Below are 13,891 nucleotides of genomic sequence, written 5' to 3' on the forward strand. Positions count from 1 at the left end.
CAGGCCGCGGACCGCAGCCGGGAGCTGGTCACGCTCCTGGGGGCGACCCCGGAGGGCACCGACCGGGCCGAGCGGCTCGCCCACGAACTGGCCTGGCTCCGCGACGACCACACCCGGGCGACCGCCCGCGTCACCGAACTCCACGCCCGCCTCACCCGCCTGCCCCCGGACCCACGCGACCACCACCCGGCCCCGCCCCGACACGAACCGCCCGGCACCGCCGCCCCGTCGGGCCCCTTCGGCCACGCGCACCCCGCCGAGCCCGCCGACCGCCCCGTACCCGACCGGGCAGTCGCAGGGCGGCGGCGGCCGCGTGGGGCGCGGTACGCGTGGCTGGACGACGACGCGGACGCCGCGGCACCGGCACCGTCCCCGGAGGTGGGCGCCCTGCCCGGCCTGTCGGGTGCCGCGGCGGGCCCGCGGGGTGCCCGGTTCGGCGGGGCCGACGCGCCGTCACCCGAGCCCGCCCCCGTCCCCGCGCCGGAGCCGGAACCCGGGCCCGGTGACCGAGCCTCCGTCGCCCGCGCGGTCACCGCCCTCCAGGAGCTGCGCGCCCAGAGCCGTACCGGCGAGGCGCACGCGCTGCTCTGCGAGGCCGCCCGGTGGCCGGCGCCACGGCTCCCGCTGCTCGCCGACGCGCTGCACGCCGCCGGGCTCGACGCCGACTGGGCCACCCTCCTGTGGGAGGCCGCGTCCCTGCCGACCGACCGGCTCGCCGCGCTGGCCGGGGCGCTCGCCGGGGCGGGCCGGGGGAACGACGCCCGGCAGCTGCTGCGCCAGGGCGTGGCCCGGCCGGGCGAGGACACCGCGGCGGCCGTCCTGGCCCTGCACGGGAACGGGCGGGACGCCGAGGCCCGTGCCCTGGTCGAGACGCTCGTCGACGCGCGGCCGCCCGAGGACGCCGCCCGCTTCGCCGCACAGTCCCCGGCCCGCCTCGTCCCGCAGGTCCTGGACGCCGTCCGGGCCGTGGCCCCCGCGCGCGAGCCCGCGTTCGTCCACGCCCTCCGGGTCGCGGGCCTGGTCGCCACCTGAGCCACAGACACAGCGACCACAGACCGTTGTGGACCACTCGGGTACGAAAAATGATCGACTCCGGCGGTTAACAGCGGCGGTCTTGCCCCGGGATGTGACGAGGCTTACGTTCTCCTCCTACGTATCGCTCTACGTGCGTAGAGGTGCGTAGAGGCTCTCTGACGCCGTGCCGAAGGAGCAGCTCATGTCCCAGACCGTGCGCGCCGCCCTCGTCCAGGCCACGTGGACCGGCGACACCGAATCGATGATCGCCAAACACGAGGAGCACGCCCGCGCGGCGGCCGCCCAGGGCGCGCGGGTCATCGGCTTCCAAGAGGTCTTCAACGCCCCGTACTTCTGCCAGGTGCAGGACGCCGAGCACTACCGCTGGGCCGAGCCGGTCCCCGACGGGCCGACCGTCCGCCGCATGCAGGACCTGGCCCGCGAGACCGGCATGGTGATCGTGGTCCCCGTCTTCGAGGTCGAGGGCGCGGGCTTCTACTACAACACCGCGGCCGTCATCGACGCCGACGGCCGCTACCTGGGCAAGTACCGCAAGCACCACATCCCCCAGGTGAAGGGCTTCTGGGAGAAGTTCTACTTCAAACCCGGCAACCTCGGCTGGCCCGTCTTCGAGACCGCCGTCGGCAAGGTCGGCGTCTACATCTGCTACGACCGCCACTTCCCCGAGGGCTGGCGCCAACTCGGCCTCAACGGCGCTCAGTTGGTGTACAACCCGTCCGCCACCCACCGCGGCCTCTCCGCCTACCTGTGGCAGCTGGAACAGCCCGCCGCCGCCGTCGCCAACGAGTACTTCATCGCCGCCATCAACCGTGTCGGCCAGGAGGAGTACGGCGACAACGACTTCTACGGCACCAGCTACTTCGTCGACCCGCGCGGCCGCTTCGTCGGCGACGTCGCCTCCGACAAGGAGGAGGAACTCGTCGTCCGCGACCTCGACTTCGGCCTGATCGAGGAGGTACGGCAGCAGTGGGCGTTCTACCGGGACCGCCGCCCCGACGCGTACGAAGGCCTGGTGCAGCCGTGAACAACCACCCCAACCACGCCAACCACGCCAACCGCGCCAACCACCCCCACCGTCTCCACGACCGTCACAAGGCCGTGCTCCCCGACTGGCTCGCCCTCTACTACGAGACCCCCATCGAGATCACCCACGGCGAGGGCCGCCACGTCTGGGACGCCGACGGCAACCGCTACCTCGACTTCTTCGGCGGCATCCTCACCACCATGACCGCCCACGCGCTCCCCGAGGTCACCAAGGCCGTCAGCGAACAGGCCGGGCGGATCATCCACAGCTCGACCCTCTACCTCAACCGCCCGATGATCGAGCTGGCCGAGCGCATCGCCGCCCTGTCCGGCATCCCCGACGCCCGCGTCTTCTTCACCACCTCCGGCACCGAGGCCAACGACACGGCGCTCCTCCTCGCCACCGCGTACCGCCGCACCCAGCAGATCCTGGCGATGCGCAACAGCTACCACGGGCGCTCCTTCTCCACCGTGTCCGTCACGGGCAACAGGACCTGGGCCACCACCACCCTCTCCCCGCTGCGCACCCTGTACGCGCACGGCGCCGTCCGCACCCGCGGCCCCTTCGCGCACCTCTCCGACGCGGACTTCACCGCCGCCTGCGTGGCCGACCTGGAGGACCTGCTCGGACAGACCGGCGACGTCGCCGCGCTCATCGCCGAACCCGTCCAGGGCGTCGGCGGCTTCACCGCACCGCCCGACGGCCTGTACGCCGCGTTCCGCGAGGTCCTGTCCCGGCACGGCATCCTGTGGATCAGCGACGAGGTGCAGACCGGCTGGGGCCGCACCGGCGAGCACTTCTGGGGCTGGCAGGCACACGCCGCGAGCGGCCCGCCCGACATGCTCACCTTCGCCAAGGGCATCGGCAACGGCATGTCGATCGGCGGAGTCGTCGCCCGCGCCGACGTCATGAACTGCCTCACCGCCCACTCGATCTCCACCTTCGGCGGCTCCCCGGTCACCATGGCCGCCGGCCTCGCCAACCTCGCGTACCTCCTCGAACACGACCTCCAGGGCAACGCCCGCCGGGTCGGCGGCCTCCTCATCGAACGGCTCCGCGCCATCGGCGCCGGCCACGCCCTCGTACGCGAGGTACGCGGCCGCGGCCTGATGATCGGCATCGAACTGGCCGACCCGCGCACCGGCGCGGCAGCGCCCGATGCGGCGGCCGCCGTCATGGAGGCGGCCCGGGCCCGCGGCCTGCTCATCGGCAAGGGCGGCGGCCACAGCACCAGCGTCCTGCGGATCGCCCCGCCGATGTCGCTGACCGTCGCCGAGGCCGAGGAAGGCGCCGCCCTCCTCGAACAGGCCCTCCGCACCGTCCAGTAACGGAACACACCCAAGGGGGCCGACGACCCATGACCACCCGCACCCTCGTCCGTGGCGGCCTCGTCATCACCGCCGCCGAGGAGACCCACGCCGACGTCCTCATCGAGGACGGCCGCATCGCCGCGCTCGCCGCACACGGCAGCAGCGCCGCCGACGCCTGGACCGCCGACCGCACCATCGACGCCACCGGCAAGTACGTCATCCCGGGCGGCGTCGACGCCCACACCCACATGGAGCTGCCCTTCGGCGGCACCTTCGCGTCCGACGACTTCGAGACCGGCACGCGCGCCGCCGCCTGGGGCGGCACCACCACCATCGTCGACTTCGCCGTCCAGACCGTCGGCCACACCCTCCGCGAAGGCCTCGACGCCTGGCACGCCAAGGCCGACGCCAAGTGCGCCATCGACTACGCCTTCCACATGATCCTCTCCGACGTCGACGAGTCGTCGCTCAAGGAGATGGACCTGCTGGTGGAGGAGGGCGTCACCAGCTTCAAGCTGTTCATGGCGTACCCCGGCGTCTTCTACAGCGACGACGGCCGGATCCTGCGTGCCATGCAGCGCTCCGCCCTCAACGGCGGGCTCATCATGATGCACGCCGAGAACGGCATCGCCATCGACGTGCTCGTCGAGCAGGCTCTGGCCCGCGGCGAGACCGACCCGCGCTACCACGGCGAGGTCCGCAAGGTCCTGCTGGAGGCCGAGGCCACGCACCGCGCCATCCAGCTCGCGCGGGTGGCCGGCGCGCCCCTCTACGTCGTGCACGTGTCGGCCGATGAGGCCGTCGCTGAGCTGGCCGCCGCCCGCGACAAGGGGTTGCCGGTCTTCGGCGAGACCTGCCCGCAGTACCTGTTCCTGTCCACCGACAACCTCGCCGAGCCCGGCTTCGAGGGCGCCAAGTACGTGTGCAGCACGCCGCTGCGGCCGCGCGAGCACCAGGCGGCGCTGTGGCGGGGGCTGCGCACCAACGACCTCCAGGTGGTGTCCACGGACCACTGCCCGTTCTGCTTCGTCGGCCAGAAGGAGCTGGGCCGCGGCGACTTCTCGAAGATTCCCAACGGGCTCCCGGGCGTGGAGAACCGCATGGACCTCCTCCACCAGGCGGTCGTGGACGGGCACATCTCGCGCCGCCGCTGGATCGAGATCGCCTGCGCCACCCCCGCCCGGATGTTCGGCCTCTACCCGAAGAAGGGCACCATCGCGCCCGGCGCCGACGCCGACCTCGTCGTCTACGACCCGCACACCACGCAGACGCTGTCCGCCGAGACCCACCACATGAACGTCGACTACTCGGCGTACGAGGGGAGGACGGTCACCGGGCAGGTCGAGACCGTCCTGTCGCGCGGCGAGCTCGTCATCGACCGCCGCACGTACACGGGCCGCGCCGGGCACGGCGTGTACACGCCCCGCTCCACGTGCCAGTACCTGAACTGAGGAGGTCCCGTATGGACTTCGGACTCGTCCTGCAGACCGATCCGCCCGCCTCCGAGGTCGTCGGCCTGATGCGGCGCGCCGAGCGCAACGGCTTCCGCTACGGCTGGACGTTCGACTCGGCCGTGCTGTGGCAGGAGCCGTTCGTCATCTACAGCCAGATCCTCGAACACACCACGAAGCTGCACGTCGGCCCCATGGTCACCAACCCGGGGACGAGAACCTGGGAGGTGACCGCCTCCACCTTCGCCACCCTCAACGACATGTACGGCAACCGCACGGTGTGCGGCATCGGGCGCGGCGACTCCGCGATGCGCGTCGCGGGCCGCAAGCCCAACACGCTGGCCCGGCTCGGTGAGGCCATCGACGTCATCCGCGACTTGGCGGAGGGCCGCGAGGCGGTCGTCGACGGCAACACCGTCCGCATCCCGTGGATCCGGAACGGCAGACTGCCGGTGTGGATGGCCGCGTACGGGCCCAAGGCGCTCGCGCTCGCCGGGCGCAAGGCCGACGGGTTCATCCTCCAGCTCGCCGACCCGTACCTGACCGAGTGGATGGTCAAGGCGGTACGGACGGCCGCCGAGGAGGCCGGCCGTGACCCCGCGTCCGTCACGATCTGCGTCGCCGCGCCCGCGTACGTGAGCGACGACCTGGCCCACGCCCGCGAGCAGTGCCGCTGGTTCGGCGGCATGGTCGGCAACCATGTCGCGGACCTCGTCGGCCGGTACGGGGAGCACTCCGACCTGGTGCCCGAGGCCCTCACGGCGTACATCAAGGGGCGTCAGGGCTACGACTACAGCCACCACGGCCGCGCCGGGAACCCGTCAACGGACTTCGTCCCGGACGAGATCGTCGACCGTTTCTGCCTCCTCGGCCCGGCATCGGCGCACATCGAGAAGCTGCGGCGGCTGCGGGACCTCGGGGTCGACCAGTTCGCGGTGTACGCCATGCACGACGCGAAGGAGGCCACGATCGACGCGTACGGCTCCGGGATCATCCCGGCCCTCGGAAGGTGATGCGCTGAGCGACGGTCTTGAAGACGCTCCTCCCGTCGCGGGCTCCTCACGGCAGCCGTAGGAGGCAGAGGCGGTACTCCTCGACCTGCGGAAGGCGCTGTGCGGCGAGCCCGGCGAGCATGGCCTGGTAATCGGAAGGCAGCTCGTCGTACATCTGCGGGGGCAGGCTGCTGAGCGTGTGGGAGGCCACCATCCGCGTCCCCGGGTGCCATCGCACGACGCCGGCGGGGTCCGGGCACTCCCACCGCATCCGCGCTTCCACCTTGCTCAGCCCGTCGTGGGTGTCCTGGGCCCTGACGATCGCCGGGCCGGCGGTGTCCAGGGCCAGCAGCGAGCCGGGGAAACGCGTGGAGATCAGGTCCACGACGTGCCGTACCCCGGTCTCGTCCAGGAAGGGGAGCACCGCCTCGGCGCTGAAGAAGTACGGGCCGTGGGCGGCCGCGGCCACGTCCGCAGTCCAGGAGTCGTCGGTCACGGAAGCGGCGATCATCCTGCGGCGCGGCTCGTCGCGGAAGAACGTGCGGCGCAGGGCGATGACGTCGGGCAGGTCGAGGTCGAACCAGTGGGCGCGGCCGTTGTCGACGCGCTCGAAGCGGGTGTTGAGCCCCGTACCGAGCTCGACGACCGTGCCGCTCGGGTGTTCCTCGAGGAAGTCGCCGACCCATCGGTCGAACAGGGCGGTGCGCAGCACCGTGCCGATGAGGCTCGGCAGGTTCTCGAAGCGCGTGAAGTCGTACGGGAGGGACGCCGCGATCTCCTCAGCCCGCGGGTCGCGCAGCGCCGCCTCCTCCTTGCGGTTCTCGACGGCCCGGCCGTACAGCGGAATGAGAAGGGTCTCCTGGACGGTGCCCAGGTCCAGGCGTGCATGTCGTTCCGTCATGGCGGTCCCCTCGTTCGTGTCGCGTACGTTCCGGGCCGGGCAGTGCCGTGGCTGCGACCACTGCCCGGCCCGGGGTCTTCTCACGTTCACCGGCCGCTGGCCGGCGTCAGCCGCTCCCCGCGCCGGCTCCGGCGGCACCGGCGGCGCCGGCGGCGCCGGCCCGTGGACGCAGTCGCGCCACCAGCCCGTGCCGCGGGGCCACCAGCCATGCCACGGCGAAGAAGCCGGTGAGCACTACGACGATCGAGCCGCCGGCGGCGAGGTCGTACGCGTAGCTGACGTACAGCCCGCCCAGACTGCCCACGCCGCCGAACGCGGAGGCCAGCACTGTCATCGCCCACAGCCGTTCGGTCAGCAGCCGGGCCGTGGCCGCCGGCGTGATCAGCAGGGCCAGGACCAGGACGTTGCCGACCGCTTCCAGCGACATCACGATGGTGACGGTCACGATGATGTACAGCGTCAGGTCGAGGCGGAGGACCGGCAGGCCGGCGGCGCGGGCCGTCTCGCGGTCGAGGCTGACGGCCACGAGCTCCTTGCGCAGGGCCAGGATGACGGCGACGAGCACCGCGCCGACACCGGCGACGCGCCAGACGTCGGACGAGTCGACGGCGAGGACCTGGCCGAACAGGAAGGACGACAGGTCGGTCGTCCAGCTGTCGCGTGTCGACACGAGGACGATGCCGAGGCCGAAGGCGAAGGCGAAGAAGACACCGATGACGGTGTCCTCCTTGAGCCGCCGGTTCTGTGAGACCAGGGCGATCAGGACCGCGGTGGTCACACCGGCCGCCGCCCCGCCGAGGAGGAGGTTGCCCTCGAAGGCGTACGCGAGGGCCACGCCGGGGAACGCGGAATGCGCGACCGCGTCCCCGATGAAGGCCATGCCGCGCAGGACGACGTACACGCCCACCACGCCGCACACCACGCCGATGACGGCGGCGACCAGGAAGGCGCGCTGCATGAACGGCAGTTGCCAGGGGTCGGTGAGAAACGACAGCAGCCCCGTCATGCGGCGGCTCCCGCTTCCGCGCCGATCGCCCGGTCGAGTCCGAAGGCCCGCAGCATCTGCTCGGGGTCGGCGAGCAGCGCCGGACCGCCCTCGGCGACGACCGTGCGGTTCAGCAGCACGACCCGCGTGCAGGTGCGGGCGGCGGCGGCCAGGTCGTGCGTGGTCATCAGCAGTCCTCTGCCGTCCGCGGCCAGGCGGCCGAAGAGCTCGTTGAGCAGGTCCTGCGTGGGCACGTCGACGCCGGTGAACGGCTCGTCCAGGAGCAGCAGCCGGGGCTCGGCGGCCAGCGCCCGCGCCACCAGGACGCGCTGGCGCTGGCCGCCCGACAGTTCACCGATGGGGCGGCGGCGCAGGTCCGTCAGTCCGGCCAGCTCCAGCGCCTCCTCGGCTGCGGCGCGGTCGTGCGCCTTCGGCCGCCGGAGCCAGCCGATGGAGCGGCTGCGGCCGCTCAGCACGGCGCCCGCGACGTCGATGGGGAAGTCCCAGGCGAACTCGTGCCGCTGGGGTACGTACCCGACCGTTCCCGCGGCCGACACGCTGCCCGCCGTGGGCGCGACGAGGCCCAGGACCGCACGGAGCAGGGTGGTCTTGCCCGCGCCGTTCGGGCCCAGGAGGCCCACCAGCTCGCCGCCCGACACGGTCAGGGACGCGTCGCTGAGGGCGGTGCGTCCGCCGAGTGTCACGGAGAGAGAAGCGACGTGGAGCAAGGCGGAGTCGGAAGTGGTCCCGTCGTCGGTCATGCGCGCCGCCTCCGCGTGAGGTAGACGAAGCCGGCGCCCGAGGCGGCCAGGGCGGCTGCTGTGCCGCCGAGCAGGAGAGGGGAGCCCGCGCCGGTCGACGCCATCGCGCCGCCGCCAGTCGTGGACCCGCCGGTCGAGCTCCCCCCGGTCGAGCCGCCCGTCGCGCTGCCGGTCGAGCCGGTCGCTCCCGTGCCGCCGGACACGGTTCCGCCGCTGCCACTTCCGCCGGTCGCGGTCCCACCGTTCGAGGCGCCGCCCGTGGAGCCCGAACCACCCGTGGGCCCGGAACCGGAGCCTCCCGTCGAACCGTTCACCGGCACCGTGTTCGGGTCGGTCTCCCCGACCGCGAACGCCAGCGTCTCCGTGTCGCTCACCTTCGTGCCGTTCGCCAGCGTCCCGGCCATCGAGAACGTCAGCCGGTAGACGCCTTCCTTGCCGAAGGCCCAGCCGCCGTGGGCGTGGGTGTTCTGCGGTACGCCGAAGGAGTCCGGCACGCCGTCCGCGCTGTTGAAGCGCACTGTCGCGCCCGACAGGCCGTCGTAGTTGTACAGCGCGAAGCTGCCCGGCCCTTCGGCCTTGACCAGCTTGAACTCCACCTCGCCCCTCGTCGCGCCCGCAGCGATGTTGTCGGTGGACCAGCCCGGCCACAGCAGTCCCGGCTGCTGAACCTGGTCGAGCAGCCACAGCGGGTCGCCGGCCTTCCCCAGAAAGGCGAAGTCCTTGGCCGCCGGAATGACCTTCTTGGCCTCCGGCTTGACGTGCAGCACGACGGACGACGGTTCGCGCCAGACGGTCTTGCCGGGGACGGTGCCGTCCTTGACGTGGATCTGCAACGCCCCATCCACCACGCGCGCGGCGATGTCGATGTGCCCCTCGTCGAGCACCGACTTCTCGGTCTGTACGGGCTCGGCTGCCGCGTTCGCCCTCGGTGCGGCGGCCTGCCGGGCGGTCGCCACCGGGAGCGAGCCCGCCGGAAGCGGAGCCCTGCCCGCGTCGGCCGGTGCGCCGGCGGAAGGAGCGGCGGCGGGCGGGCCCACGGGACCGGTGGACGACGGTGCCGCCGGAGCGGCCGGAGCGGCCGGAGCGGCCGGAGCGGCCGGAGCGGCCGGAGCGGCCGGAGCGGCCGGAGCCGTGGGAGCGGCCGGAGCGGGTGCGGCGATGGCGGCGTCCCCGACCCGCACGGTGTAGCTGGTCTCGACCGCCAGGGGCCGCGGGTGCCCCTCCTCCGCCGCGAAGGCGGAAGCGGTGGCAGGGCCCTGTGCCTGCTCCGCTGCCTCCGTCTCGGCCTCCGCCATGAGCGTCAGCCGGTACGTGCCCGGAGCATCGAACGTCCAGCGCGTCTCGCCGCGTGCCCCGCTCGGCAGGTCGTAGCCGTCCGGCAACCCGTCGGCGCTGTCGAACCGTAGGGCGGGCCCCTCGCCGTCCTGGCCGGCGACCGCCTCGTACACCTTCAGCGCACCCGGCCCTTCGACGCCGGTCAGCGACCAGCGCACGCGGTCTCCGCGTACGGCGCCGAGCGGCAGCCCGGTGGTGTCCCAGGCGGGGGCCAGTTCCCAGGCCGGCCTCCCGTCGGGGCCGGTGACCCGGTGCGTGTCGTCGACGTCCAGCACGCCGCCCTCGCCGAGGCCGAGCACCCCGTCAGTCAGGGTCACCGGCGCCACGACGGGCACCTCCGGCCCGTCCTGCGGGAGTGCCGTCATGGCCGTTCCGCCGAGGGCCAGGGCGCCCGCCGCCGCGAGCGCGATCCTGCCGTTGCGTCTGTTCCGTACGAGCCTCATCGGGCTCAGCTCCCCTCCCGGCCCAGGCAGCGGGCCAGTTCCTTCGCGTTGTGGCGCATCATCGCGACGTAGTCGTGGACCTTGTCGTCGAAGGAGTCGCCGTAGATGGTGCAGACCGCCACGCCCTCGTCCTCGGCGACCCGGCGCAGGACGTCGGCCCGCGCGGCGAGGTTCGGCTCCAGGAAGACCGCCGGGACCTTCTTCTCCCGGATCGTGTTGCGAAGCTTCTCGACCTCCGCCGCGCTCGGCTCCCGGTTCGGTACGGGTACGACGAAGCCGGCGACCTCCATGCCGTACGCCTCCGCGAGGTAGCCGAAGGCGTCGTGCGTGGTGATGAGCTTGCGGTTGGCTTCGGGCACGTTCGCGAGCGTCGCGGCCACCTCACCGTGCAGCTCCGCCAGGCGCGCGAGATACGCCGTGGCGTTGCGCTGGTACTCCGCCCTGCCCTCCGGGTCGGCCTTGACGAGTTCGGCCTCGATCCGCCGTACGTACGCCTCGGCGTTGGAGACGTCCTCCCAGGCGTGCGGGTCCATCTCGCCGTGGACGTGCTTGCCGACGACCGCCTGCGGCAGCACCCAGAGGTCCGCGCCCGGCGTGCCGAGGAAGCGGAAGGCACCCTCCTTGGGCACGGCCTCCTTGGCCCTGTCGGGTACGGCGAGAACGACCGAGTCGGCCGGGTGGTCGGTCCGTTCGCCGGTGGTGGGGTCGTCGGAGCGTACGTACACGGACTGTGTCTGTGCGTTGAGGGCGACGTCGGCGTGCCCGCCGTCGAGCAGCTTCTTTCCGGCCGGGGCAGGGCCGTCGCCGACGGCGAAGGTGATGGTGCCGCTGCCGATCGGGGCGGTCTTGCCGTCCAGGGTCTCGGTCTGCCCCCGCACCGTGAGCCGGTAGGTCCCGGGTTTTGTGAACGCCCAGTTGACGTGGGTGTGCGCCTCGGGCGGGAGGGTGAAGGAGTCCTTGGCGTCGAAGCCGTCGGTGGAGTCGATGTGGCTCTGCGGGGTGCCGAGGGTGTCCGTCAGGTAGACGTGCAGGTCCCCGGGCCCCTCCAGGCCGGTTGCGGTGGTGCGGATCTGGGAGCCGTCGCCGGCGACCTCGCCCTCGACGGCCCAGCCGAGCCACAGCACGTTGAGGCCCAGGTCCTCCTTGAGCTTGATGACCTTGCCGCCGTACTGCTCCAGCTTCTCGCTGATCGCGATCTTCGGCGTGTCCTTGGGGCTGTTGGTGTGGATCATTTTCATGATCCCGGGCTCTTCGAGCAGCAGCCCGTTGCTGAAGACGATGTCGGACCTGGCGATCCTGGCCGCGTCACCGGGGCTCGGTTCGTACGAGTGCGGGTCGCCGTGGTGCGGGACGACGGAGGTCACGTCCACCCGGTCACCGCCGACGTTGCGTACCAGGTCGGCGATGATCGCGGTGGTCGTGGAGACCGTCAGCTCGGCGTCCGCGGAGCCGCCGCCCGTGCCGGGGCCGCAGGCGCCGGCCAGGAGGGCCGTGGCGACGACGCCGACTGAGGCCGTGCGGATGTGCCGTATGTGCTGCCGTGTCACGACGCCGCCTTCCGCCGGAGGCGTACGGATACGACGGCCGCGCCTCCCGCCAGTACGGCGGCGAGGGCCATCCCGGCCGGGAGTGCGGCACTTGCGCCCGTCTTCGCCAGGCTGCCGCCCGCGGCGGTGGTTCCGCCGGTGGTGGTCCCGCCTCCGGCCGGGAGGACGCCGGACCCCGCGCCCGTGCCGCCGCCGCCATGTCCGGCGGCCGGAACGATCGGGTCCGGCGTCCTGGTGCCCGACGGCTGTGCGCTCGCGGTCGCGGACGGGGTCACGCTCGCGCTGGGCTTCGGCGAGGGCGTCGCGGTGGGCGTCGCACTCGCGGTCGCTGTCCCCGTCGGGCTGTCGGTGGGGCCGCCGGTGGGGCCGCCGGTCGGGCCACCGGTGGGAGAGGCCGATGTGGAAGGAGTCGCCGTAGGCGCCGGCGAGACGGTCGGGGTGGGCGTCGGCGCCGGCGTGGGCTTCGGGGTGCCGTCTCCGGGTTCGACGGTGGAGGGGTCCACGTCGCCGACGACCACGGCCAGGGTTTCCCGGTCGGTGACCTGCTCGCCTGAGGACAGGGTGGTGGTCATCTCCATCGTGATCCGGTAGACGCCCGCGGTGTCGAAGATCCACAGGGGATGGGCGTGCGTGTTCGCGGGCAGCTCCACTGTGCCGGGATCGGGCTTGGCGCTGTCGACGGTGACGCCGATCCGTACACCCAGATCCGGGTCGTCCTCGAACTGGGCGAGCATGAAGCGGCCCGGGCCCTCGATTGTCGGGAAGGTGACCTTCACGGGCCCGGAGACATCGGCGGGGAGGATCTCCAGGGTGTTCCAGCCGGGCCACAGCAGCCCTTCCTTCACCTCGAAGTCCTTGTCGACCCAGAGGCTTTCGCCGGGTTCACCGAAACCCTCGAACTGCGGGACCTCCTCGCGGGGCGGGATGACGATCTCGTGCCGCGGGTCGAAGTGCAGCAGCACGTCGGCAGGCTCGCGCCACACGGACGTGCCGGGGACCGTCCCGTCCTTGATCTGGTACTCCAGCCCACCGCCCTTGAAGCGGGCCGCCAGGTCGAGGTGCCCGCTGTTGAGGACCACGCGTTCTCCGGCGGGCGCCTCCTGGGGCGGGTCCTGCGCGGCGAGTGCGACGGGTGCGGCGGCGAGCAGGGAGAGGACGGCCGTCGCGAGGGCGGCTCTCGTCGTGCTTCGCGATAGTGAGGCCCGCATGCGGGGCGTCTCCTTCGAGCGGGGGATTCGGTGGACCGCGGCCGTGCCGGAAGCGGGCGGCTGCCAAGGGCCCGCTTCCGGCACGGAGTCGACGGGGCCTGCGGCCCCGGTGGATCAGCCGGCCTGGAAGGTGTAGGTCGCCGTCGTCGGGCCGACCTTGGTGCCGTTGTTCAGCGTGCCGCTGACCTCGAAGGTCGCGGTGTACGTACCGGCCTTGGTGAAGACCCAGTTGGCGTGGTCGTGCTCGCCCGCCGTGACGTTCTTGGTGTTCGCGTGGGCGGAGTCACCGCTGTCGAAGTAGCGGTTGTTGATGGGGCAGAGGCCGTTCTTGTAGACGGTGATCTTGCCGGGGCCGGACACCGAGGTGAGCTTGACCTGCACCTTGTCGTTCTGGAACACGCCCGTGCCGATGTGCTCGCCGGAGATGCCCGGCCACAGCAGCTCGGTGTTCTCCACCTGCGGCAGTCTGTAGACGGTCGAGCCGGCGGTGCCGAGGTGGGTGTAGCAGCTACCGGTCGGGACGGTGTACGCGGAGGCGGGCAGCGCCTGGATCTCCACGTCGGCCGGGTCGTACTCGACGTCCGGGGTGACCGACTCGTCGTGGACGTGCAGTTCGAGACCGATCCCGTCGTACTCGACGTCGAGGACGTCGACGTGGCCCTTGGACAGCACGGTCCCGGCCGCGTAGGCGGCGTTCATCCCGCCGATGGCGAGGGCGGCCGCTATGGAGCCGGTGACGGTGAGAGTGCGCGCGAAGGTACGCAAAGGAAAGCCCCTCTAATGAGCGTTGATGGAGCGCGAACAAGTGAGACGATAATCGTTTTCATTAAGAGCCACAAGTGGGGTGTGGTGAGCTCGCGGCGATGATGGAGTGGATGTGCCTGATGGGGGCGATCCGT

At 72.2% G+C, this 13,891-nt stretch carries 12 protein-coding genes; 5 read left to right on the top strand and 7 right to left on the bottom strand.

All coding sequences use genetic code 11. From position 1 onward, the window contains the following. The 5 genes from HTZ82_RS18085 to HTZ82_RS18105 all read left to right on the top strand — a co-directional run. On the top strand, nt 1–1,032 hold a 1,032-nt coding region (locus HTZ82_RS18085), incomplete at its 5' end, for a UL36 very large tegument protein (protein WP_175410441.1). A 184-nt stretch (nt 1,033–1,216) separates the two neighbouring features. Beyond that, a complete protein-coding gene (locus HTZ82_RS18090; protein ID WP_175410442.1) occupies nt 1,217–2,059 on the top strand; it encodes a nitrilase-related carbon-nitrogen hydrolase in 843 nt (280 codons plus the stop codon). Next, the gene (locus HTZ82_RS18095) at nt 2,056–3,387 is read left to right on the top strand and encodes an aspartate aminotransferase family protein (protein WP_175410443.1); all 1,332 of its coding nucleotides are present in this window, start codon (nt 2,056–2,058) and stop codon (nt 3,385–3,387) included. The genes HTZ82_RS18090 and HTZ82_RS18095 overlap by 4 nt, the downstream gene beginning before the upstream one ends. Before the next feature lie 29 nt (nt 3,388–3,416). Then, a complete protein-coding gene (gene hydA / locus HTZ82_RS18100) occupies nt 3,417–4,820 on the top strand; it encodes a dihydropyrimidinase (RefSeq protein WP_175410444.1) in 1,404 nt (467 codons plus the stop codon). Nucleotides 4,821–4,831: 11 nt separating this feature from the next. After that, entirely contained in the window at nt 4,832–5,833 is a 1,002-nt protein-coding gene (locus tag HTZ82_RS18105) for a TIGR03842 family LLM class F420-dependent oxidoreductase (protein ID WP_175410445.1), read from the top strand. 46 nt (nt 5,834–5,879) lie between these two features. Here the strand turns inward: HTZ82_RS18105 and HTZ82_RS18110 are convergent, their stop codons facing one another. The 7 genes from HTZ82_RS18110 to HTZ82_RS18140 form a co-directional block, all read right to left on the bottom strand. Next, nucleotides 5,880–6,713 (bottom strand): class I SAM-dependent methyltransferase, encoded by an 834-nt coding sequence (locus HTZ82_RS18110; RefSeq protein ID WP_254711941.1) that lies wholly within the window; start codon nt 6,711–6,713, stop codon nt 5,880–5,882. 106 nt (nt 6,714–6,819) lie between these two features. After that, nucleotides 6,820–7,719 carry an anchored repeat-type ABC transporter permease subunit gene (locus HTZ82_RS18115; protein ID WP_175410446.1) on the bottom strand — a complete coding sequence of 300 codons (900 nt, stop codon included), beginning with the start codon at nt 7,717–7,719 and terminating at the stop codon, nt 6,820–6,822. Then, complete coding sequence (locus HTZ82_RS18120; RefSeq protein ID WP_175410447.1) at nt 7,716–8,459, bottom strand: anchored repeat-type ABC transporter ATP-binding subunit; 744 nt, start codon at nt 8,457–8,459, stop codon at nt 7,716–7,718. The genes HTZ82_RS18115 and HTZ82_RS18120 overlap by 4 nt, the downstream gene beginning before the upstream one ends. Further along, on the bottom strand, nt 8,456–10,237 hold the full coding sequence (locus HTZ82_RS18125) for a TIGR03773 family transporter-associated surface protein (RefSeq protein WP_175410448.1): 1,782 nt from the start codon (nt 10,235–10,237) through the stop codon (nt 8,456–8,458). The genes HTZ82_RS18120 and HTZ82_RS18125 overlap by 4 nt, the downstream gene beginning before the upstream one ends. A 5-nt stretch (nt 10,238–10,242) precedes the next feature. Continuing rightward, nucleotides 10,243–11,784 carry an anchored repeat ABC transporter, substrate-binding protein gene (locus HTZ82_RS18130; protein ID WP_175410449.1) on the bottom strand — a complete coding sequence of 514 codons (1,542 nt, stop codon included), beginning with the start codon at nt 11,782–11,784 and terminating at the stop codon, nt 10,243–10,245. After that, entirely contained in the window at nt 11,781–12,992 is a 1,212-nt protein-coding gene (locus tag HTZ82_RS18135; RefSeq protein WP_175410450.1) for a choice-of-anchor M domain-containing protein, read from the bottom strand. The genes HTZ82_RS18130 and HTZ82_RS18135 overlap by 4 nt, the downstream gene beginning before the upstream one ends. Nucleotides 12,993–13,106: 114 nt before the next feature. Then, a complete protein-coding gene (locus HTZ82_RS18140) occupies nt 13,107–13,757 on the bottom strand; it encodes a choice-of-anchor M domain-containing protein (RefSeq protein WP_175410451.1) in 651 nt (216 codons plus the stop codon). Nucleotides 13,758–13,891 lie beyond the last annotated feature (134 nt).

This window comes from Streptomyces sp. TRM64462 (assembly GCF_013362995.1).
GTDB lineage: Bacteria > Actinomycetota > Actinomycetes > Streptomycetales > Streptomycetaceae > Streptomyces.